Raw genomic sequence first — 24,734 nt, 5'->3', positions numbered from 1 at the left:
AATGTTCTACTCCAATCCTAGCATTTCAAGTATATATCATACCATATCATGACTGGAGGGTGATGGTCTTCGTTTCTTGTTCCCATTTTACAGTCATTCCTAACTGTTCAGACACCAGTCTTAATGGGACTAAAGTCCTGCCTCCCAGTACAATAGGTGCAACTTCAGTGCTCTGACGCTTTCCGTTTAGAATCACTTCTTTTTTTCCTACAGTCAAATCCATCAGCACACCACCGCGCATAATGGTGATCCGCTGATCGCCCGCATTCCATTTGGCTTGCCCGCCAAATGCGTCCAGCACATACTTGATTGGAACATACGTCGAACCATTGCGAGTCATCGGAGCTGCATCAATCGTAGTTGGCGTTCCATTTACCGTCATTGATTTTTGACCGATCGTCATCTGAGCTGTTCCCTTTTTAAGTCCTTCTGTGCCGACCGTCCCTGGTGTATTAAAAGAGATATTATCAAAAGCGACCTTACCTGTCTTAGCGCGCTCATCCTGACCCTCGGCTACATTGACCACATAGAGACGTTTCAGCTTCGCCGGATAAGAAATATTCAAACTGCTCATATCTGCGTTAATCGTTTTCCAGCCGTTCCAGTCAATCACTTTGGCGAGATCAATGTATGCCGTTTTGCCTTGAGCATCCTCCAGCTCCGCACGCAGCCAGTTCAGACTCTTATCCCCTTTGACATCAATCGAGATGGATGTAGCTGCCTGCTCCAATGTCTTCCCAGATGTGCCATTTAATTGAGCGTAAGCATACATTTTACCACTGCCATTCGTCATGTCGTAGCTTAGCTCCAGCACTTTGGAATTGGCATGGTCTCCATCCCCTTGTACAACAGCCGCTGTACCGGTAACACCTTCCACATTTGAAGTGAAATCAACCGGATACGAAACATTTTCGAAGTTTTCCCAGTTATTTGTACTTGCCCCGCCAGCGGACAGGAAGACAACCGCACTGAAACCATCGTAGCGACCAATGGCATAGCCTGTTTTCACACCCGCATCCACTGTATTTACCGTAAGCTGATTGTCCTTAACGTTTCCCTTAAAGCCGACGAACTCCCATTTAAGCGCATCTGATGTAATGCTGACACTCTGTCCATCTTTCGTCTTGGCCGTTATCGGTACTGCGATTTTAGCTCCTGCAGTAAGCGAGCCTGTCCCACTTCCTGCAGTAAGTGATGAAATTTCATCTGCTCCAAGCACGGTGACCTTGGTTGTCGCACTGGCTGAGCCACTGGATGCAGTTAAAGTAGCAGTTCCCGGTTTGGCCCCCTTCACAACACCGCCGCTCACGGACACAACAGCTGGGTTGCTGGACTTCCACGTCACTTGTACTTTCGAGGTATCAAATGGATTGTAGTAGTTGTCGTAGCCTTTGAAGGAGTAACTTCCGCTCTGACCAATCAGCAGCGTTTTATTGCCCTTGATGGTAAAGCCTTTGAGCGTTCCTTTAGGAGCAGTGGTATATACTCCCACTCCATTTACGATGCTACGTTGCTCTGTACCATATTCTGTATTGAATGTAAGCCCCGCTGTCGTATCTCCCAAATCACGAGTTACCATGGTGGTAGAGCCGCCACCATCGAGGTTCATCCCCTTCCAGACACCAATATCTTTCATCAGTGTTTGCAGCTCGCTCAAGGATACACCAACGCTGTTCCCATTCTTCTCAACGGCGATGACATAGGCATATCGCTTGTCACGGGAATATCCCAAAGCCGTACGCGCACGCGTCCCGCCTATACTTGTCGTACTTCGGGAGAACGAAGTCTTCTGTCCGTCATTTACTAAAATGGTATGTCCACCGATCATCATTTGTAGGTTGGAAGGATCTACTTCACTCCCTGTCGATTTGACGCGAAGGTGATAGTTCGTTTCTACAGTCTGTCCCACAGTCAGATGCGCTTTGGCATAATCCGCTGCTTTACCGTGTGTACGCAAAATATAGCCATCCTGCGGAACAGTCATATTCAATGTAGCATTTTCGGAGACTTGCGTAACCACGCCATTTTGTACCAATATTTCAGTAGGCGTTGTCGAACTGTTTTTAGGTCGCTCAATTGCTTTCCAAGCAGATGTATAAATATACATAGCATTGGAGTGACTATAGCTGCTCCCACTCGTCTCAGGCGAGTATGAAGCCTTATTCATCCCTGCCAAAGAGAAGGAAGACCCATCACCAGCTTTTACTGTACCTTCAAAAGTAAATTGCTCAACCATCGGTGAGCCATCCTTCGTTACAGCAAAGGCATACATCCCTGTTAAATCAGAGGGAGTAGACATCAACACCCCTTTGGACACCTGTCCACCGATCGGTGCTCCCTCGCTAGAGGTATTAAAATAATCCCCGTTCACGCCAGCAACCGCACCGGTCTCTTTTGCCATACCGCCTGTACTCTGACGGGTCGTAAACTGTCCGTTCTTCCCAGTCATGACATCCAGCTTTACGTACGGATTTTGCAGGTCTACTCGAACGATATCAGCCAGCGCTGTTCCCTTGGACCCTTTAAAACGATATTTCAATAATGTTGCGCCCGAAGTAATGATCTCCTCACCCAATTTTACCGTTGAACCGGAGGCAGCACTCGCGATTGGCGCAGATATCCAATTATTTAACGGGACTAGAACCCCAGTTCCGGCAACCGGACCGACCCATAATACTCCTGCTAGCGTTAAAACAGCCCATCTTTTAGCAATTCCTTTGCCATCTACTTTCACTTTGCTCTGTTTTCTATTACTTAAAAACATTTGAATAATAGCTCCCATCTTCTTTGTATTCAAACGGATTAATCCGCGCATGTACTCTACCAATAAACAAAAAAATCCTCTTATGTTAATAGACTTATTATAAAGGCAAAAGTTCCGAAATTCCGCCAACTAATTCATAAAATCCAAAACAGTGAATTGACGAATGCAATATAGGCGCACTATAATACACATGAACTAATGAGTTCATTTTAAACCAATTAGTTTAAACTCGATTTTATGACCCTATCGGAAGGAAGGATAATCATGAATAAACAACGGGCCATCATCATGCTCACCTTATCAATGAGCCTCGCAATTGCCGGATGTTCTACCGGAAAAAAAGATGCTGCTTCAGGTTCATCCGCACAGCCGACCGTTGTGCACACTACAATCGTCAAGAATACACCACTCCATACCGCCTATGACTTGTCAGGCACCCTTCAGGCTTATGAAGAACGTACACTGGCCTTTCAAAATGGAGGTACCGTCGCCAGCGCAGAGGTCACTACTGGCACTCTAGTCCAAAAAGGGGCAATCATTGCCCGTCTAGATGATGCTGACTACAGGCTACAGGTTGCACAGGCAACGGCCTCTATCCAAGAAGCTTTAGCCGGTATAGATAACGCACAGGCTAACCTACAGGCAGCTGCCTCTGCCATTCAATCCGCCGATGCAGGTATTACGAGTGCTCGTGCAAATGTCAGCAAGGCCAACAAGGGTGCGCGCGCTCAGGAAAAACAGCAAGCACAAATCACTGTCGATAAGGCACAAAGCGCCTATAACAAGGCCAGGACGGATAGCGAGCGGACACAAAAGCTGTTTGAGGCAGGTGCAGCTACCGCGTCGGATAACGAGAACGCCCGCCTGAATGCAACTGCTGCTCTTCAAAATCTGGAGCAAGCAAAAGCTTCCTTATCTCTTTTGCTGGAAGGGGCCACAGCCGAAGAGCATCAATCTGTCCAAGCTTCCTTTCAGGATGCGATTGCAGGTAAAACTAAAGCTCTTGCAGCCAGTGAACAAGCAGAGGCTTCCCAAAAACAAGCACGTGCCAACTACGAAAAGGCCCTTGTCGCCAAGGACCAGGCGGAGCTGGCATTGTCACGCACCCGTTTAACTTCTCCCGTGAACGGCGTAATCTTAGACAAAATCGTGAATACAGGTGATTTGGTCGCGTCGGGCCAAGCCGTCTATCGCATAGGCTCCATCGACCGTCTTAAAGTACTCCTTCCCGTACCAGACAGTGAAATTAAGGATTGGAAAAAGGGACAACAGGTGAAGGTGGCACTCTATGATGAGACTCGTCATGGTATGGTGTCCAACATCTATCCTTCAACCAGCACCGATACGGGGCGGGTTAACGTAGAGATTATCATTGCTAATCCACAGCGAGACTGGTTACCCGGCCAGATCATTAAAGCTGCGCATCAGGTGACAGACAAGAATGGTATTCTTGTGCCTGCTGAAGCAGTCATCAATACGGGAAGCAAGCCTTTTATTTTCAAAGATATTCAAGGAAAAGCGGTTAGAACCCCTGTGGAGCTTGGCAATCAGGTTGTAGATAATCAATTGCAAATTGTATCCGGGCTTCGTGAAGGAGAACGTATTGTCATTAAAGGGGCAGAATCCCTATTTGATGGAAATGCGATTCAGTCGGAGGAAGGCGGACGCCCATGATTGAGTACATCGTAAAAAAGCGAAAAATAACATTGCTGTTTTTTGTCATGCTGATTGTAGTTGGAGCTTTCGGTTTTTTCCAGTTACCACAGCAGGAAATGCCAGACGTGACCATACAGAATGCTATGGTCACAACCGTTTACCCCGGTGCTTCGCCACAAAAGGTAGAACAAACCGTAACTAAAGAGCTGGAGAAACGCATCAAGGAGGTTGAAGGTGTTAAAACGATTAATTCGACTTCTGGCAACGGATTCTCCTCTATTCTAATCGAATCCAAAAATGGAGTGGATCCTCAGACAGTTTGGGATAATATGCGTAAAAAGGTGCAAGATGCACAAGCCGATCTTCCTCAAGGTGCTGAGGTGCCTGTTGTAAATGACAAGCTGACCAGCTCGTTTATCGGCTCTTATGCTCTGACCGCCGACTCATCTGCACCACTGTATAAACTAAATGATTTGACCACCACCTGGAAAGATCAACTTAATACGATTTCCGGCGTATCCAGTGTCAAATTCAATGGTCTTCCTGACCAAGAAGTACGTGTCCATATCGACAATCAGAAGCTCCAGCAATATCAGTTGTCGTGGGGACAAGTGGCACAAGCGATCCAATCTCAGATCGATCGAGTTCCTACCGGTAATATTGAATACAACGGACGTACCTATCAACTCATTGTTCGTGAGACCGAAAAAGCTGACGAATTAAATCAGGTCATTTTGACACGTACAAAGGAAGGTAATCCTGTTTATTTAAGAGATATTGGAACAACTGAGCTGGCACATCCTGAGGCAGAATATTCCGCTTATGTAGAGGGTAAACCGGCCATTACGCTAAGTATTGGAGCGGAAACAGGCACAGACATCCCCTCTATGAGCGAAAAGGTCAATACCAAGCTCAAAGAGCTGGAGAAAACACTCCCCGTAGGTGTTCACTTACAGACTCTCTTTGCACAAAAGGATCAGGTAAACCATATCTTTGACGACTTAAAGCGTGAAACGATTCTGGCAATTGCGGCTGTTATTCTCGTTTGTATGTTGGGCCTGAATTTGCTCACCTCTGCTTTTGTCGCGCTGGCAATCCCTATTTCGGTTTCGATTGCCATTATCTTTCTACCTATGTTCGGCATTACTTTAAATCAGATTTCCGTTGTCGGTCTGATCATTGTACTCGGCATACTCGTGGATGATGCTGTAGTGGTAAACGATAATATTGAGCGCAGACTTACGGAATTAGGAGAATCACCCTCCGTTGCAGCTATAAAAGGTACCAAAGAGGTCATGCTGTCTATTTTGGTTGCAACATTGGCCACCATCTCAGCTTTCGCTCCACTGTTGTTTCTTCCCGGAAATGTAGGTGCCTTTATTAGACCCATTCCCGCCATTGTTTCTCTGACCATGTTAGCCTCTATGATCATGTCCCTCACGATCATCCCTATTTTTCGAGAATGGTATGAAAAGCGCAGACAGACTCGTCATCCTCAGGGGAAATCAAAACCAGTAGGCTTGCTCGGTCAGCAGATTCACTCTTTAAACAAGCTTTATTCACAAAAGCTGATGCCTAAAGTCATTCAGCGTCCCTTGCTGACGGCTATGGTTGGACTCATGCTTGGAACAGCTGCTTATGGATTAGTTCCCTTTACATCCGTTGAGCTTTTCCCTGAATCGGAAGACCCTCATGTTGCACTAAATGTAAAAATGCCTGTAGGCACTTCCATTGCGGAAACCGATCAGGTCGTTAAAGATCTTGCAGGCTGGATCAAGAAGCAACCTGAAACTTCCAAGGTCGTTTACAGTGCAGGGGGGACTGCTCCCCAACTGTTTAGTGACATTAATAGCATGGGTGGAAATATTACTTATAACGAAACCGTAGGTCAGATTGCTGTCGTCGGAAAAGAGAACGTATTCGATCTCAATTCGACAGTTGATGCCTGGGAACAACATGTTAAGAAATCCTACCCTGGCGTCACGGTTACCATGTATGTTCCCCGTCTTGGGATTCCAGTAGGTAAACCCGTTTCTATTCGTATCTCAGGTCAGAATTTGAATGAACTGCAAACCCTTGCCCAAAAAGCAAAGGAGCAGATCGCGACAGTAGAGGGCACAACGGGCATCGTAGATGACATAGGAATTGAACGATATGCCCTCGAGCTTGAGGTCAACAAACAAGCCATGGATCAATATTTAGTAAGCTACACAGATTTGACTCGTACCCTTCTTCTGTTAAAGGAAGGAGCTCAAGTCAGTCAATTCGATACTGGAAGCAGTCTGGTAGATATCAAAATGTATTTGAATCACAGTAACGAGGAGCCAAGTAAGCTTTTCCAACAACTAAGTGTAGTGAATGCAGCCGGAAAGCAAATTCCATTAAACCAGCTAGTACAGATTAAGCCGTCATTTGCTATTCAGCAAATCAAGCATTACAATATGGAGCGGACGATTACAGTCGAAGCCGACTTGAACGGACGAACTGCAAGCGAAGCCATGGTAGATGTGGAAGGCAAACTGGCACAAATGAAGTTCCCTGAAGGCTATAAATGGGAGGTAGGCGGTGAAACATCCGATCAGTCTACCATATTCGCGGATTTAGGGAAGCTGGCGATCGTTGTAGTCTTACTCATTCTACTCTTGATCACGATGCAGTTTTATTCACTCTCCATTCCTATTATTATTATGACAACCGTGTACCTAGCAGCAGCCGGCGGAATAATTGGTATTTTTCTGACTGGTATGCCCATCGGTTTTATGAGCATCATGGGAATTATCGCACTTGCGGGCATTGTTGTGAGGAATGGGATTGTCTTAATTGAATTTATCGAGGATGCAAGACATGAAGGAATGGAATTAAAGGAAGCCGTAATACAAGCGGCCGCTGCTCGTTTCAGACCGATTTTATTGACTTCCCTGGCTGCCATTGTAGGTATGATTCCCTTAGCACTATTGGGAAGCCTGCTCTTTAAGCCACTAGCGTTCACCGTTATTTTCGGTTTGTTATTTTCGACCTTGTTAACTTTGTTTGTGGTGCCGTCCTTGTATATGATCATGGCCAAGTACAAGATGCACCGACAACTCAAAAAACAGCAGCACACAGTTATTACACGTGACCAACCTTTGTAATGTATGAAGTGGTAAATCCGCATGCTGTCGAGTTGGTTCCTGGAGGGAAGTATGTATGGAAAGTAAAAAAAATGATATTTTACAGGCGGCCATTCGGCTGTTCTCCAGAAAGGGCTATTATTCAACATCTGTTGAGGAAATCGCCAAAGAAAGTGGGATGGCAAAGGCATCCTTCTATAAATACTTTCAAGGGAAAGAAGAACTGCCTTTGGAAATGTGTATCATTCTGGAGAATAACATTGAACAAGACATCCGGGCTCTCTACAGTAAACCTGATCTTTCTAAGCACGATAAACTGCACGGTTTTATTGTACTTTATTTGAAAAATCTCGTTGAAAACAAAGTGTATCTCATGATGGATCTTCCTGAGCCTTCCATGCTTATTTTTCAGAATGAACAACTCAATGGTGCGTTTGAACAGCACGAATACAAATTGTACAAATGGGTTCACGACTGCCTAATTGATATTTTTGGACCAGGCATTGAAGATCATGCATGGGATATAACCTTTGTACTGAAAAGCATTGTGTTCGAATATATTCGCTTCTTTGCCGATCGGATGAATGAAGAAACGATTGAGCATCTAACACAGTTTATCATCTTCTTATCCAGTTCCTTGGCAACCAGCCTGAGCAGTGCTGATTCCGCTCCACATTTGTTCTGGAGCAAAAAAGGCTGGTTACCCGAGAGCGCGCTAAGTAATCCCTTTGACCAAGGTCGTCAAATTAACGGCCTGCTCCACTCCCTGGAAGACAGTATACTGCTTTCTTCGTGGAGCACAGAGGAGAAACAGGAGTGTCAGCAAATTTACGCTCAATTAAAGGAAGAGGCTCTGAAATCGAACCCTCAAAAAGGTCTCTTAAAAGCTCTTTTTGCGTATTTGGAGCAATATAAGGAAGTACAAAAGGTGTGTCATTTACTCAGAAATTTATTGGGTCTCGCACCGATATCCGAATAGTGATGTGAAATTAAGTACACTATGGCAAGTTCATAATTAATAGCAGAGCATATCAAAAAAAGACTGTCTCATGCATAGCATGAACAGTCTTTTTAGGTTAATGCGTTATTCTGATAACTTACGAGAATTATAACCCCGCTTGCTCTCTCAGAATTTCCGCTTTATCTACACTCTCCCACGGTACATCCAGATCTGTACGTCCAAAGTGGCCATAAGCAGCTGTTTGCTTGTAAATTGGACGTCGCAGATCCAACATTCGAATGATACCTGCTGGGCGAAGATCGAAGTTATTTCGGATCAGTTCAACGAGTTTTTCATCACTGACTTTTCCTGTGCCGTATGTATCGACGTTAATCGAAACAGGCGTAGCTACACCGATGGCATAAGCAAGCTGAATTTCCACCTTGTCAGCCAATCCAGCTGCCACGAGGTTTTTCGCTACATAACGAGCAGCATAAGCAGCAGAACGGTCCACTTTTGTTGGATCTTTACCCGAGAATGCTCCCCCGCCATGACGTGCATAACCACCGTACGTATCCACAATAATTTTACGGCCTGTCAGACCTGCATCCCCTTGAGGACCACCGATAACGAAACGCCCTGTTGGATTAATGTAGTACTTGGTTTGCTCATCCAGCAATTCGGCAGGAACAACTGGCAAAATAACCTTTTCCTTGATGTCTGCTTGAATCTGTTCCAAAGTTGTATCTTCTGCATGCTGCGTAGAAACCACAATAGCATCAATACGAACAGGTTTTCCATTTTCATATTCTACCGTTACTTGAGTTTTACCATCTGGACGAAGGTAATTCAGCGTTCCATCCTTACGCACTTCAGACAAGCGTCGTGCAATACGGTGAGACATAGCGATAGGAAGAGGCATTAGCTCAGGTGTTTCGTTCGTAGCAAAACCGAACATTAATCCTTGGTCACCAGCCCCAATGTTTTCTGTTTCCTTATCTACTTCAGCAGGATCACGGCTTTCCAGGGCAGCGTTAACCCCTTGAGCAATGTCTGGCGACTGTTCATTCAAAGAAGTCAATACAGCGCAAGTATTATAGTCAAAACCGTATTTTGCACGTGTATAACCAATTTCCTTAATCGTATTACGAACAATGGATGGAATATCCACGTATTCCGATTTGGAGCTGATTTCACCAATGACGAGAACGAGACCGGTAGCTACCGATACTTCACATGCTACCCGTGCATTAGGGTCATTAGCCAAAAAGGCGTCCAATACAGCATCGGATATCTGATCACAAATTTTATCCGGATGGCCTTCTGTTACAGACTCGGACGTGAACAAATGACGACCTTTTACAGACATGAATTTCAACCTCCCACAATTAAAATACATGAGGATTTTAATAAATCCTAACATGGCATGGCATTATTCAGTTACCTTCAACTCAACAAATGACGGAAGATATCTTTTACACCTGATTAACAAAAAATGAACCTTTTCCGGTAGGAAAAGGTTGCGTACAAGCCTCAAATGCCATGATATCCTATTTAAAACAAGGTGTCAATTCATGTCATCCAAATAACAAAATTCGAAAATGAAGTGAGTTTACATGCGAACCATTATGATCCACATGTAAATAGCTCCAGTTTATACCTACTATTTGTTTAAAATCTATATCAATAATTACAATTTATAATGTACCAAATTCAGACAGGCTACGTTCAGCGGATTGTATCAATCGTTTAGTAATTTCTCCACCAACGGAACCATTTTGTCTTGAAGTTAAATCGCGCCACTCTACATTTTGATTCCTTGTAAAATCCCCTAATTCTGCAGCAAATTCACTGTCAGCATTCGGATGTATATGTGCATATTGAGGATTATAAACAGGTAACCCAAACTCGGCAGCAATTTCATACTTCAAATCATCTAACCTCGCACGGCTTTCGGGAATTAATCGTCTTTGACTTCTTGACGCCATCGTATGCACCCTCCACTCAATGAATTATTTTTCATGAAGTTAGTGTGCAGTGTTTAAAGTCAACTTAGCCAAGAACAATTTGCTATCCCAAGCAGTATTTAAGAAAAAGAGTACCTTAAACAGAGATAGACACCAGTTATTGAACAGTATAACCGCCTCGTACCATAACGACTAGGCCAAACTTCTGCCCTTCTTTTACTTGAATACCTCTTCCTTCTCTAGGAAACGATAATAAATGATTTTTTTCGACAGCCTGGTTATGAACAATTTCAGTTCCAGAAGTAATATCAATAGCACCACTGGCATCCATGCTGTACACAACAGCATTTCCATTACGTAAAATAAATTCTGCCCCAGCTTTGGCAATCAGTTTCTGACCAGGCTTTACATCAACAACCTTCAAAGCCTCTGTCTGCTCCACCGTTGAACTTTTAGCAGCATTAGAGGTTCCTGAAGACGTTGTATTAGAAGCAGTGGTGTTTGTTGCTGGAGCAGTCGAGTTAGTTGTTTTACTACTAGTGCTGCTTGCAGTTCCCCCACCTTTGATGGCCTGAGCAATTTTTTGGTCAACATAGCTTTTGGTTACGACTGGATCATCAGCTGTTCCAGGTTGTCCAGAACTGGAGGCTCCATTAACTGAACTGTTCATCAAAGAGCCAGCCACAATTCCTCCTCCAAGTAAAACAGCAGCCAACGATACTTTATAGCGTGATTTCATGAAAACCTCCTACTGCAGTTATAACAAGTATAGGTAAGCTTAAATTATTGCGCACTTGCTCCAGCGGAACCTTGCATAGCCCATGGCTTATTGAAAGCCAGCTTCAAAGTATCAATACTTGACACAATATCTTCCGCTTGTTGTTCAGCAGTAGTCACTTTCAAATTAGCCTCGTAAACCTGAAGCTCAGTAGCCAGTCCAACATCAAATTGCTTTTTAGCCATATCAGCCGCACTTCTTGCACTCACCAAACCAGCTTGGATCTGTGAGTATTGGCTTTCCAATGCCTTGATATTGTTATAAATTGTTCTCACAGCTTCTTCCAACTGTCTCTTTGTACCTTCTGTAGCATACTGAGCTTTTTCAACATTAAGTTGTTCAGCTTCATATGGGGTATTTCCAGGAGTACTAAAGTTATAAAGCTTCAAGCTCAATTCAGCCAAATCAACTTTTTGCTCACTCAACCAAATGGCAGTACTGCTAGTGAGTACTTGGCTTACTTTTGTCTCTACATTATCTTTAAATTCAGAATAGACAGGCTTATCCTTCAATTCATAACGTTGCTCTGGTTTGTAGCCAATCAATTGATTCAGAGATACATATGCACTATCCAAATCTTTTTTAGCTTTATCCAAAGCTGCTTGATTTTGAGTCAACTGATTAGTCGCTTGGGTAACCTCATAATCACTCGACATTTGATTATCTCTCTTGATTTGTACAACTTTAAGCTTGCGCTCAGCATCTTCAATATTTAATGCTGCCAGTTTGACGGCATTTTGCTTTTGAAGGAGCTTGTTATAAAGATCCTTCACATTATATTCAATACTTTCTTTGGTCATTTCCAGATTCTTTTTGGTAGCCTCATAATTAAGATTCGTTTGGGCATAACCTTTGTAAGCTTTATCTTGGCCCTCATACCCCGCTTCTGCTGGAACAAAGTCAATATTTTTACCTGTCTCTTTCAAAATTTTTCCTGCCTGGTCAATACTCACTTCTCCTGTTTTCACTGAAGTACTATCAGCAATAGCCAGTTTGACTGCATCTTCATAGGTCAAGGAGTCATTATAGTAAGTATCATAAGTCACTTTGGTCACAGGAGCTGCAAGTGGCTTACTAGACAAGCTATTCGTGTCAGTAGCGCTACCACTACTTTGATTCGAAATGGTCACTGTTCGTGTAGTCTGATCCCAATTTACTTTGGCGCCTAATGATTGGCTCACAAAACGTAAAGGAACGAGCACTTGACCCTTTTGAATTTGAGTTGCTGCATCGAGCTGTACCGGCTTACTGTTTTTATAAGCAAGTTTGGAGCCAATATTTAAAGTTAATGTATCATCATTTTTAGATGCTGTTACTTTTTTAGCCTTGCTGTCCCACTCTACTTGCGCTCCCAAGCTTTCAAAAACACCACGAAGAGGTACCAAGGTTGTATTTTGACTAACTACTGGAGACTGTGTATATTGCTGAGTTACACCGTTAATAATAACCTTTATATCACCTGATTGAGCTCCTACAAGATTGGCAAACGCAGAAGTAAGGACCAATGTGGATAGTAATGCCACTCCAAAACGCTTCATAATTTCTCTCCTTTGTCAATAAGACTAATAAAAGAAAAGGGCTCCAAAAGGAACCCTCTTCTCATCTAATTCAGTTAACTCAAAAGAGTTGCTCTTAAATTAGTTGTTGTTTTCAACAGTTACTGTTTTAGCAGTTGCATCATAGTTGATGGATGCATCCAAAGCTCTGCTCACCCAGAAGATAGGCAGTACAGTACGGTTTTTGTTAGTTACAGCTTTAACGTCCATTCGAATCACAGAACCGTTAACAGTCAACAGGTTAGTGTTCAGTTTGATTTGAGCAACGCGGTCACCTTTAATCAGGGTAACTGTGGAAGTTGCTTTGTCAAACAGGATGTTTTGTGGGGATACACCCAAAGCTTCAGCTGCATAACGTACTGGCAAGTAAGTGCGTCCGTTTTCAGCATAAGCAGCTACATCAGCTGTTTTAGTTTCGCCGTTCACAGTGTAGGAAGTGCTTCCCAGTGTGAAGACAGCTTTAGTTTTAGTAGCACCTGGAGCTGGAGTTCCAACAGTTGCGATTGCTACTTCAGCAGCTGCAGTGTTGTTGTCTTTCCAGTTTTGAGTGTTGTCAGTTGCGCCTTTGTATGCAGTGTAAGAAACTGCGCTACCTTTCAGCTTAGCAACGATGTCGCCTTGTGCTACAGTACGGTCAACAGTCAGCTTAGGAGCGGAGATTGTGATTGTACTTGGAGTAGCAGATTCGCTGTCGATGTAGAAGCTCAGACGGCCTTTGTTGCTTTCGCCGTAAGTATCAGTAGATACGCTCTTCACTTTAACGTCACCAGCTGTAACTTTTACTTCTGGAGTAGAAGCAAAACGTACGCCTGTTGGCAATTCCAAGATTACTTCACGGCTACCGTCTTTCTTAACGAAAGCTTCTTTAGCAGCTTCAGTGATTGTGATATCGCCAACTTGTTGATCGCCCAGACCGATTGTCAGGGTTGGTTTGGAAGCAGCAGCCAGAGTAACTGCTTGTTTCACAGTTGCAACCTTAACATTACCACTCAAACCTTGGCTACCAGCAACTTCAACATTCAGATCGCCAGAGAAACCTGGTTGCGTAGCAACTTCAACGTTTCTCAGTTTCAAAGTACCAGCATCAGTTGTGCTGTTAGGGTTGTTGAAAGTCAACTTCAAAGTACGTTTGTCAGAGTCAGTGTAAGATACCTCTGCTCCACCCAATCCGTTAGTATTTTCCATAGAACCAGCGAAGCTGTTTCCTGGGTTGTTACTCTTGAAAGTTTCCTGCCAACGAGCACCTTCAGGCAGGCGCAAAGTTACAGTACGTCCTTTTACAAAGGATTTAGCAACAGTTTCTTTAATTACGATATCACCAATTTTTTGTTCGTCGTGGCCAGCAAGAATAGTTGTTGGAGTAGCAACAGTAACTCCACCACCGATTTCGCCATAGTTACCAACAACAAGAGAGCTAACATCAGTTGTTGCATTACCGGAAACGCTAACAGTAACGTCGCCTTGTTTAGCGTTTGTTTCATCATCTACATGGAATTTAACTGGCAATTGGAAAGAATTTTGTTTAGAGCTTTTCACAGTATCTTTCAATCTTACAGTAAGAGTATCACCATCTGATTTTGCATCAATGTCAGTAGCAGTAATATCACCAAAAAGAATTGCTGCTGTACCAGAAGCATCCCATTTAAAACCACTTGGCAATTTCAGCTTGATATAGTTACTACCAGTCAAAGAACCAGCAGTTTCCTCTTTAACTTTCAGCGTTGCTGTGAAGTTATCTTCACTGGAAACTGTATCATTTGCCGCAAGAGAAACTTGGCCAGAAGAAACAACGTTTGCGATTGTGATTTCACCACTAGTCAAGCCACTATTGGAAGCAGCATCAATAGCTGCTTTAACGGGACCATTACTTGGGCCAGCAACATTAATTCTACTAAAGTTCAAGAAAAGAGTAACATCATCTTTGATGTTGTCTTGACCAGTAAAAGTAATTTTAGCAGAGTTTACATTGACTGGTTTACCATCAGTATCACGATTGTTGATGATCGGATCAACTTTAATACCAGTATCCTTATTGTCATCAAAATCAGCGTATACACCCAAACCATAGGTAGCATCACTTACACTGCCTGTGCCGTTAGATGTACCAGTTACACCAGCAATTTTCGCAACATCACTACTGTTAAAATAAAAACCTTTAGGCAAAGTAACAGTAAAGGAAGAACCATCTCTTACAGAAGCTTTGCTTACTGTAACTTTCACTCTGCTATCAAGATTAGTGAAATTTTCAGCGTTTCCACTAATAGTAGGAGTATTCACAGTTGTGAAACTAGAAGCTGCATGGATAGCAGTTGGTGCAGTCAATGCTGCGATTGGAGCTGCAACACCAGCAACCAATGTTGCTGTTGCCAGCACGTTGATCATTTTTTTGTTAAACTTTGTCATAACCTTTTTTTCTCCTCCTTGAATATAAACAGAAATATTATTTTTGTCTTTTTGTCGGATCTTGTCACTCATCAGTCGTTACACCTCCTTTCCGAGCTTTATGAGAACCCTTATAAAATGATATCTGTGACAATATCACAGAAGCTTGGAATCTAGTTGAAAGAAAGCGTCCATTTATGACGTACTCCAGTATTATACAATGTGATAACAATGCAGTAAAGATTTTTTTTAGCGAATTTTGTCTTTACGCTTTTGTACCCCTTTGTTTCATACTCACCCAATTAGACGTAGCATGGGTCCAAAAAGTTGCGTCTGTTTCAAAAAAAAAAATATTTTTTTGATTATGTATTCCGCTTTCCACAGTCATAATTATACTATTGAACCTGTTCCTCCGTCATCCTACAACTTTTACCTTCTCAACCTTAAATGTACAAGGGTATTTTCTATACATTAATCAGGTCTCTAATGGAGTATATTCGTAACGAATAATCCATAGAATACATAAAGTACATAAAGACTATAGATTCCTTAGAAATCTAATACTCTAATACACTTTAAATAGTAGAAATGACGGGGAACAGTAATATAATGTAAATATAACAAAACAAATTATTTTACTACATTAATCTTCGCGCCATCAGAAAGCAAACTTACGCCCTTAACGACAACATTTTGTCCCTCAGTAAGCCCCTTGGTTATCTCAACCTGTTTGGCACTTTCCTGGCCTGTCTGCACTTCTACACGCTTAGCAACAGAACCCTCCACTACATATGCATACTTCTTACCTGCCTGCTCCGTAATGGCGTCCTGCGATACTAAAATGTTTTTAGGAGCCTCTGTCTTCATATATACAGTTACAACCATCCCTGATTTTAATTCGCCAGAACCATTAGGAACCGAAATCTCGACAGGATATGCCTTAAGGTCATTATCCATTACCGGATTGACGGCCGACACTCTGGCTTCAATGCGCTTGTCTAACGAGTCCACACCTACAGTTACAGATGAACCCACCTGCATCTTCAGAAGCTCTGATTCAGAAACGTTGACCTTAGCAATGATAGGATTGGTATTCGCAATTGTAACAACTGCAGATTGCGCACTAACCATTTGCCCTTGGACTCCTGTTACTACCGATATCGTGCCGGAAATCGGAGCTTTGACTACAGCATCCACCAGTTGACTACGCGCTGTATCTAAGCTTGCTTTGGCTTGATTTACAGAAGCGCGGGCTACATCTATGCCTGTTTTCTGTTGTGCAAGACGTAATGATTTCAGAGCATTATTATATGTTGTTTGTGCACTTTCCTTGGATGTTTGTGCATTGTGAAGTGCAATCTGCGCATTCTCCACCGCAGTTTGAGCCTTTCGGTACGATATTTGGGACTGCTCTAACTCGGATTGAGATAGAGCGCCCGCACTAAACAACTGTTGGTTGCGGTTAAGCGTATTTTGTGCATCACGTACGGAATTTTGAGCATCAACCAGGCTGGTCTGAGCTTGAGTAATGGAATTGTCTTGCTGTACAAGCGCACTTTTGGCTTGATCCACACTGGACTCTGACTGTTGCACAGATTGCTCTGCGCCTGACTCAGCCTGTTTTAAATTGGCCAAGGCAACCTGATATGATTCCTGGGATTGCTTAATCGAGTCCCGTATATCCTTTTGATCTATAGTAAACAATGTGTCGCCTTTGCTTACCTTTTGCCCCACTGTAAGGTTAATACCTTGAATCTTACCACTAATTTTTGGAGATACTTGAGCCGTCTCCTTGGGAGCATAGCTTCCAATAATACCTGTTGAGTCGTTAATACTACCTTTGGCCACTTTGGCTACTTGAACCGGAATAGCTTGCTGCGCGGCAGTTGGAGCGGCAGGGGCCTCACCCCCACCGCAACCTGCTAATGCAACTGATAAAAGCAAAGTTGTAGCAATCAGAGCACTTTTTTTATTCATTATGTTTCTCCACCTCACCTTATATATGAACACTTTTTTGTAGTTTCGCTTCTTTTTTCAGTTGTCTCTTTGCCTGTCTTTTCAATTTCCGATCTTTACGTTTTTGTATCATATTATCTAGGATTACGTAGACTACCGGAATTAGAATCAATGTAATAATAGCAGCGAAGGACAACCCGAATACAACAACTACCGCCATTGGTGCCTGTGTCTCGTTACCACTGCCTGTAGCAAATGCCATTGGAAGCAATGCTAGTACAGTTGCCAGCGTCGTCATCAAAATTGGACGTAACCGTTCAGACGCTCCATGAATAATGGCTTCATCTCGATCTTCGCCTTCTTTTCGAAGCTGAATTATAAAGTCAATCATAACAATCGCATTGTTGACGACCAAACCAACGAGCATGATATAACCGGTAAATGCTGATACGCTGAGGCTTGCTCCTGTTACAGCTAAACCGATAAGCACACCAATTACCGTAGGTGGAACTGAGAACATAATAACAAATGGTGTAAGCAACGATTCAAACTGTCCAGCCATAACCATATAAATCAGCACGACTGACAGCAAAATAGCTATCGCTAAGTTCATAAAAGATTCCATCATTTGTTCATTTTGTCCGCCACCCGTATCTGCACTATAGCCTTCTGGGAAGTGAGTACTTTTCAAAAGAGCATCTATTTTTTGATTAATGGTAAGAATATCCCCTGTTCCGTCGATATCAGCTGTAATCTGTACTTGACGGGTTTGGTTTTCACGAGTAACAGTATCGGGTACACTCCGTTTATCAATACTTGTTACTGATGATAAAGGAACATCAATCCCCTGCGAGGTGGTAATACGCAAGGCTTGTAGAGATGACAGATCATGGCGGCTTTGCTCTGGCAATGATATCTTCACATCAATCTGATCATCACCCGTACGATAGCTTGTGGCGGCTGATCCATTAAATGAAGTATTAACTGCAGATAAGATTTGAGTTGCTGACAAGCCATATCGACTAGCAAGCTCCCGATTAACGGTAATTTCATATTCTTCACGAACTGCACTCAAGCTACTTTTGACATTAACGGTACCCGGTATTTTTTTCACATCCGCAACGAGATTGTCCGAGAGTTCACGCAGGACGTCCATATCGTCACCTTTTAAATTAATGTTAACAGCCTTTCCACTCGAAAGACCTGTTGCAGATGCTAGTGTAATCTCTGCATCTGGAATACTATCAAATTTCTTACGAAGGCCTTCAACTACAGCGTCTGTTGGCTGATGCCCATCCTTCAGCGTTACATTTATATCTGCCGAGTTGGATGGGGCTGCACCTGAAAAGCCTGAGTTGCCACCAGAACCAACCGTGACTGTCATTTTATCCAGATCAGGAACTTTCAAAATTTCTTTTTCTATACCTTGAACTACCTTTTCCGTTTCTTCCAAGACTGTTCCATTCGGAAGTTTCACATTAATCGAAAATTCACCAGTATCGGACTCAGGGATAAATTCAGCCTTAACCAAAGGAACCAAAGCACCTGCCGCCACAAACATTAATAAAGTAATGATTAACACAGATTTTCTGTGGTTAATTCCCCACTTCAGTACACGTCGATAGCCACCCTTAAATTTCTCAAATCCGATATTAAACCACACAATAGGGTTAATACCTTTATAAGTACCTGAAGAGTAAATGGATTCATCTGGTATGGTAGGTAACCAACGCGAGCTAAGCATCGGCACAATTAGAAGGGATACCAGCAAAGCAGCGATGTGAGAGAAAATTACAGTTAACGCCAACGGTTTAAATAGAACCCCTGCAATTCCATCAACAAAAACAACTGGTAAAAATACTACAATCTGTGCAAGTGCAGATGCCATAACCGCATTACCCACTTGCTTGGAGCCGTCAATAGCTCCTTGTAGCATACTTTTGCCTTCATGTCGCTGCCTAAAAATATTCTCAATAATAACAACGGCAAAGTCGACGAAGGATCCTAACCCCAAAAGCAAACCGCTCAATGAAATAACATTAATGGTTTGTCCGGTGAAATACATCATCATAAACGTTGCTACAAAGGAAATTGGAATAACGATCGCAGCAATAATAGTAGAACGTATACTGTTCAAAAATAATAGCAGTACAATGGCTGCGATAATAAGCCCCAATATAGCATGCTCTATTAGCGAGTGTACGGAGTCTCTAATAGGCTTAGAAGCATCTGTTACCATTTCCAACTGAGTTCCCGCAGGTAACTCTTTCCGTATTGAATCTAAACTCTCCTTCACTGAATTGGCGATTGAAAGAGTATTTCCACCTGTAGCCTTAGTAACAGAAATATTAATACTTGGCTTTCCATTAAAGGTAGAAATAATAGTAACATCCTCGGTGGAGTCTTCAACAGTCGCAATATCCTTTAATTTCACGCTTCCCTTACCTACAGGGATTGGCGTTTCACCCATTTCCGAAACAGCCTGATATTCACCTTGTACCCGAAGCTGAATTTGTGTATTACCACGATATACAGAACCAGCAGACCCAGCAATGTTATTAGCCGATAGCGCTTGGCTGATTTGGTCCAGAGTAATACCATAGCTTTGTAGCTTGGCCTGATCTACAGTGATCTTTACGAGTCGTTCTTGGCCGCCTGACATGTTGGCTGCGGCTACTCCCGCAATTCTTTCAAGTCGCGGCTCAATAATATCTTCAGCAATAGGCTTCAGCTTGTTAATATCCTGGTCCCCTGTAAAAGCGAGGGTTATAACTGGTGTTGCGTTAAGATCCAATTTAAGTACGCGTGGCGAATTTGCCGCCTTAGGAAGAGAGCCTCTAACCCCATCGATTTTATCTCGCATATCGAGGGTTGCCTGATTTATATCTACTCCCCAGTTAAATTGAATCATGACCATAGATGTTCCTTCTGAGGACTCGGACATGATCGTATCCACATTCTCGATAGAAGCCAGATTTTTCTCAATAGGTTTAGTAACCAATTCCTCAACTTCTGTAGGTGTTGCATTTGGAATACTGGTCACCACTGCAGCATATGGCAGCTTCATATCCGGCATCTGCTCTACAGGAAGCCTTAACGCAAAAATACCGCCCCCGATTAACAAAGCAATAATTAACATAAATACTGTTACAGGACGGCGTATTGAAAACTGAGACATCTCATCACTCCCCACTCACTTCTCTATGTAATATTTAAGCACACACATCCTCTACTACGATGAAATAGGCGTAAAGTTTCAGATAAATGCGCAAAAAAAACATATATAAAAATAATAAACACATTTTGAGATAAATCCTTAAAAAAAAGCAATTAATTACAGTCGTTTAAGGCACATCAAAAATAAAAAAACGCCGTAATGCTTATCCAAAGTATTCATCTCACTGATATTATGGCACAGGCCCGTAATTCCAGTCAAATAGCTGATTTATAAAAAACATCCCTCTCATGTATATGAAAGGGAATTTCCATTTCGCATGGAGGGATGTTTAATAATTTCAGGTTTTTGATTGATTAAATTTTAGGAAGCAGTTTTTTATCAGCCATAACTTTAGCTACAATAATCGCTGCATCTCCGCGCAAGGTCAAGGATGTAGGGTTAAACATATATCCTTTTTTCAGATCACTTGCATCTACAGGAGACCCTGTGATAAAGCCTTTCTTGGCGATAGCCAATACAGATGCTTGCGCATAGTAATCGATCTTGTCCGCATCTTTAAAGGTCTTGGACAGATTCTTCATGATCTTGTCATGATCTGTTTCAAGCTTCAAATTCAATGCCTTGGCGATAATGACTGCTGCATCTTGACGTGTGATTACATCTTCCGGCATAAAGATTCTTGGTTGTGAACCTTTAACGATACCAGCACGCGCAGCTGTTTCAATATAACGATAATCGTAGAGTGCATCTGCGGATATCGTATTTGGAATAGACACGTCGTCAAAATGCTTCGCTCCACTGAAATTAAGCGGAATTTGCAGACCTTTGACAATCATCGACGTGAATTCGCCTCTTTTAATGTAGCTGTCAGGTCCAAAGCTATTAATTGGATCCATCGGGTTCATAACACCCTTAGCCAAGATCGCTTCGATATAATCTCTAGCGTATTTGTGCTTAATGACATCACTATACGTTTCCCCAACCTTAGCGACTACATAGTAGCCGAAACGGTCAAACGGTACTTTAATGGTATGCTTCTTCGGATCCACCACACCACCAATGTTCTGCCAATCCTTCAAATCAGGATCAAAAAAGAACACTGTCATTTGTTTCCCTGCATCCTGAGCAATACTGCTATCATACGTCAGCGTCAATGTAGCACGCTTGGAAGGTACCAGCTCGTTGGATGGGTCACGCCAGTAGAAGTTTTTAATCTTGCTACTGTCATTTTGCGATTTGTTTGCCAATTGATATGGATCGGCACCATACGTTACTGGGTCGTAAGCATCTGTTTTGATATCATCTGCTGTACCTGGGTCAATCCAGAATACTGGACTGGACTTGGTAAAGCGACTTGGGAAATCTCTGTTGAAGTATCTACTTCCATCTGCAATCAGACTCTGCATGTCGGACAATGCTTTTTCAGTTTCAAATTCATGACGATCTACCACGCCATCTTCGCTATTCGCAATCGCAAAGTACAAAGTATGGCCAGAGAAAACCTGGTTTTTGAATTGCTGTGGTTGATCGTAATCACGACGGATCAGGCTCGTTCCCTTCGCGAAAGCAAGTGTAAGATTACCATCAAACACTTTGTGCGATGTTTTCATCGCTTCCATGTACTGCTCACCAGGAATATTAGTAGGCACATACTTAACAGTGATGGTCTGTTTTAATTTTTCCTTACCCACTGTAACCACTACATCAATTTTATTATCTTTGTTGGCTTTTAGACCTGTAACGATGGCTTTGTAAGTTGATGGGTAATCCACAGTACCATCATAATCAGAGTCGAATCCTTCTTGAACTGCTGTTTCCTTACCTACTGTAACACTATCTGCATTACCTGCGTTTACAACAACTTGCACAAAGTTTTGATTTACGATCCGTTTTTCAGGAAGCGGACGCAAGATATCAAAAGATGTGGATTGACCAGATACTTGCAGTCGGAAAGTAGCAAACGGCCCGCTCTTGCCGCTATTGTACAAGGTAATGTTATAAGCTACTGGCGTTCCATCTTGCGAAATAGTTTGGTTTTTCAATACAAAACTGAAATACTTTTTGTCCGGATGGTAGTATACGAGCAGGTCTTTCAAATCTTTGCTTGTAAACTTATCCGTAGTAGCACCAGAGTTGTATGCCGTTTTGGCATCTTCTGCTGAGAAGAACTCGTTATTCAGCGTCCAGTTAACCTCACTGTCGTCTGATCCCTTAATCTCTAAAATGTATTGATCTTTATTGGCAATATCACTTAATGAACCACTCACCTGATCCGCTTTACCCAAATCAGCAATACTGAAAGTACCAAAGATATTGATATTTTTCAGCGATGTATTGTAGTTAGTGTCATCTACTTTAGTGAAATTTGCATCTTTTGCTTTCGGTGCAATTTCGCTATACTTCGGCGTATTGCTCAAGCCGCTAACAGGTGTAAAAGGAATAATGCCTTGTGTGTTTGGAACAGGAATTACTGGAATATTCGTTTGTGTAAAGTTTACTTTTACCGTATTGCTATACTCAATACCTGGCTTGAACACAAACTTGATTTCATTATTTCCGTTTGCCAGTGCGTTGGCAGCCGCATCATACGAAGAAGCAGCCAGCTTAAAGTTCGCTCCGGAGCCATCAAGATCAACTAATACGTTGTTCACATACAAGAATACATTTCGGTTACTGCCAGTGTAGTGAATATCAGCTGCATTACTTACATCCAGCAGTTTACCTTTAAAATAACCCAACTGATTCAGTTTATACGTATTTAAGTTTGCACTCGATGTATTCAACGGAATTTGTTGACCATCATAAATCGTATCGTATTTCATGAATGGACCCTGCAATAAGTTTACAGTTGCCTTAATCAATTTGCTTGAGTCACCATTCAGGTAGAAATTCAGGACGTTTTGTCCTTCTTTAGGCAAAGTATCTACATAAGCAACAACTTTCTTCACTTGTGTTGACTTACCATTGATTGTCCGAATCACATCTTGGGAGCCCACAGTATGGACGGTTACACCAGAAAGCTCGCTAATTGAACTAGGCGTACCATTAACAATGATAAACTCCATACCTACAGGCACAGATGGAGCATCTGTAGTCTTGTTCTTCATAGAACTTCCCGTTAATTTCATAGCTTCATCTATGGCAGCAGCTTGATCAGACCCACTACCATTAATTCTATTCAACAGCTGATTATTAAAATCAGGGAGAAAGTTCACGTCATCAATATAAGGCTGAGTGCTGCTACGCAATGTAAATTGGACCGCAGATGCATTTGAACTCGTCCCATCTCCAAACCCTACACTTAGAGATGCACGAATCAAGTGGTCAGTTACGATACCATCAGGCACAGTTACCTGGAACGGATATACTTTGTAACCACTGGATGTAACCACATTCGCTGTATCAATCGTAGCATCAATTCCATTGGTATCCCCAATGGCGCTACCGTTATTGCTTACATCCGTAAATCTGGCATTAATTTTGCTCACTACTGGATCAGTTGCTCCGGAAGGAACCAGAACATTACCTTTCAAAACCACACCGCTTGTAGACGATACGGTAAAGTCAGGCGAAGTCGTCAGATCAGCAGACACATTGCCGTCCTTATTCAAGGTCAAATCAGAAAATTCAGGTTTACCGGTATATATCGTAATTTCACGCGTAACTGTAAGAGCCTGAGTTCCGTTATTCACTTTAATCGACACTATATTTTTACCCGGAGTGAGCACAACACTACCTGTTAATTTATAGCTAGTATAAGAGGAAACATTATACGTGTTACTACTTTTTGTAGAAGTGAGCGTTACACTGTCAGCATTAGGAGCTGTACCTTGAATGACTACTTTCACGTCATCTGTACCGCTATTTCGCGCATCTGTCAGCACCGCAGTTTGATTCTCTAGCAACTGCTGAGTTTCACCATTCAGCGTAGCAGACAGATCATATAGCTTGGGTCCATCCTGATACTCAATGTAAATGGAATCCTTCATTTCGGCTGAATTTTGACTGCTTTGGAATGTAATTCGGTTCAAACCAGGGAACAGTTTAATATCTGAAATTTGAATTGTAGAGCCATTGACCGTAATTCCGCCCTTTTGACTCTCATTTTTATTAACTACTGTAAGGTTTGTTCCATTTTTGGAGAGTTGGAATACACTATAAGATATAGTACTTCCATTCACTCCGTTAATCGTACCGTTAACTGTAACACGGTCGGTGTTTACCATTCTGGCCGAATCCGCATCATATTTTTCATTTGGAAAAATGAAATAAGTTCCTGTCGCAGCATGAGCCGTACCTACCAGGGCCGCCGGCACCAAGCCAATGATGAGACCAACCGTCAGCAACATGGATAGCAATCGTTTCAAATCATTGTCCTCCTTTGATTCTGTCGCACCTTGGGGTACGTAATCATTCATTACTTTTTTTATCGGTAGCAAACATACAA

The 24,734-nt window shown here is 42.5% G+C and carries 12 protein-coding genes; 3 read left to right on the top strand and 9 right to left on the bottom strand.

All coding sequences use genetic code 11. The annotated features are described in order from the left end of the window. Window positions 1-46: 46 nt before the first annotated feature. Window positions 47-2,764 (bottom strand): stalk domain-containing protein, encoded by a 2,718-nt coding sequence (locus G7035_RS10830; protein WP_029515250.1) that lies wholly within the window; start codon window positions 2,762-2,764, stop codon window positions 47-49. Window positions 2,765-3,028: 264 nt separating this feature from the next. Here G7035_RS10830 and G7035_RS10825 point away from each other — a divergent pair, with 264 nt between their 5' ends. The 3 genes from G7035_RS10825 to G7035_RS10815 are packed head-to-tail and all read left to right on the top strand — an operon-like array spanning window position 3,029 to window position 8,509. Continuing rightward, window positions 3,029-4,438 (top strand): efflux RND transporter periplasmic adaptor subunit, encoded by a 1,410-nt coding sequence (locus G7035_RS10825; RefSeq protein WP_019688803.1) that lies wholly within the window; start codon window positions 3,029-3,031, stop codon window positions 4,436-4,438. Next, entirely contained in the window at window positions 4,435-7,551 is a 3,117-nt protein-coding gene (locus G7035_RS10820) for an efflux RND transporter permease subunit (protein WP_019688804.1), read from the top strand. The genes G7035_RS10825 and G7035_RS10820 overlap by 4 nt, the downstream gene beginning before the upstream one ends. Window positions 7,552-7,606: 55 nt before the next feature. Then, window positions 7,607-8,509 (top strand): TetR/AcrR family transcriptional regulator, encoded by a 903-nt coding sequence (locus G7035_RS10815; protein ID WP_019688805.1) that lies wholly within the window; start codon window positions 7,607-7,609, stop codon window positions 8,507-8,509. Between the two features lie 127 nt (window positions 8,510-8,636). Here the strand turns inward: G7035_RS10815 and metK are convergent, their stop codons facing one another. From metK to G7035_RS10775, 8 genes are all read right to left on the bottom strand, one after another. After that, window positions 8,637-9,839, bottom strand: coding sequence for a methionine adenosyltransferase (gene metK, locus G7035_RS10810; RefSeq protein WP_013373407.1), 1,203 nt, complete (start codon window positions 9,837-9,839; stop codon window positions 8,637-8,639). Window positions 9,840-10,167: 328 nt separating this feature from the next. Beyond that, window positions 10,168-10,458 (bottom strand): alpha/beta-type small acid-soluble spore protein, encoded by a 291-nt coding sequence (locus tag G7035_RS10805; RefSeq protein ID WP_016822907.1) that lies wholly within the window; start codon window positions 10,456-10,458, stop codon window positions 10,168-10,170. Between the two features lie 136 nt (window positions 10,459-10,594). Beyond that, the gene (locus G7035_RS10800) at window positions 10,595-11,176 is read right to left on the bottom strand and encodes a hypothetical protein (protein ID WP_016822906.1); all 582 of its coding nucleotides are present in this window, start codon (window positions 11,174-11,176) and stop codon (window positions 10,595-10,597) included. A 44-nt stretch (window positions 11,177-11,220) separates the two neighbouring features. Beyond that, complete coding sequence (locus G7035_RS10795) at window positions 11,221-12,753, bottom strand: stalk domain-containing protein (protein WP_019688806.1); 1,533 nt, start codon at window positions 12,751-12,753, stop codon at window positions 11,221-11,223. Between the two features lie 99 nt (window positions 12,754-12,852). Next, complete coding sequence (locus G7035_RS10790) at window positions 12,853-15,246, bottom strand: copper amine oxidase N-terminal domain-containing protein (RefSeq protein WP_019688807.1); 2,394 nt, start codon at window positions 15,244-15,246, stop codon at window positions 12,853-12,855. Window positions 15,247-15,783: 537 nt separating this feature from the next. Next, window positions 15,784-17,130 carry an efflux RND transporter periplasmic adaptor subunit gene (locus G7035_RS10785; RefSeq protein ID WP_196478898.1) on the bottom strand — a complete coding sequence of 449 codons (1,347 nt, stop codon included), beginning with the start codon at window positions 17,128-17,130 and terminating at the stop codon, window positions 15,784-15,786. Between the two features lie 19 nt (window positions 17,131-17,149). Next, a complete protein-coding gene (locus tag G7035_RS10780; RefSeq protein WP_019688809.1) occupies window positions 17,150-20,287 on the bottom strand; it encodes an efflux RND transporter permease subunit in 3,138 nt (1,045 codons plus the stop codon). Window positions 20,288-20,640: 353 nt separating this feature from the next. Further along, the gene (locus G7035_RS10775; protein ID WP_019688810.1) at window positions 20,641-24,654 is read right to left on the bottom strand and encodes an S-layer homology domain-containing protein; all 4,014 of its coding nucleotides are present in this window, start codon (window positions 24,652-24,654) and stop codon (window positions 20,641-20,643) included. Window positions 24,655-24,734: the final 80 nt, after the last annotated feature.

Source organism: Paenibacillus polymyxa, from assembly GCF_015710975.1.
Classification (GTDB): Bacteria; Bacillota; Bacilli; order Paenibacillales; family Paenibacillaceae; genus Paenibacillus; species Paenibacillus polymyxa.
This window is presented reverse-complemented; position numbering and strand designations above follow the sequence as displayed.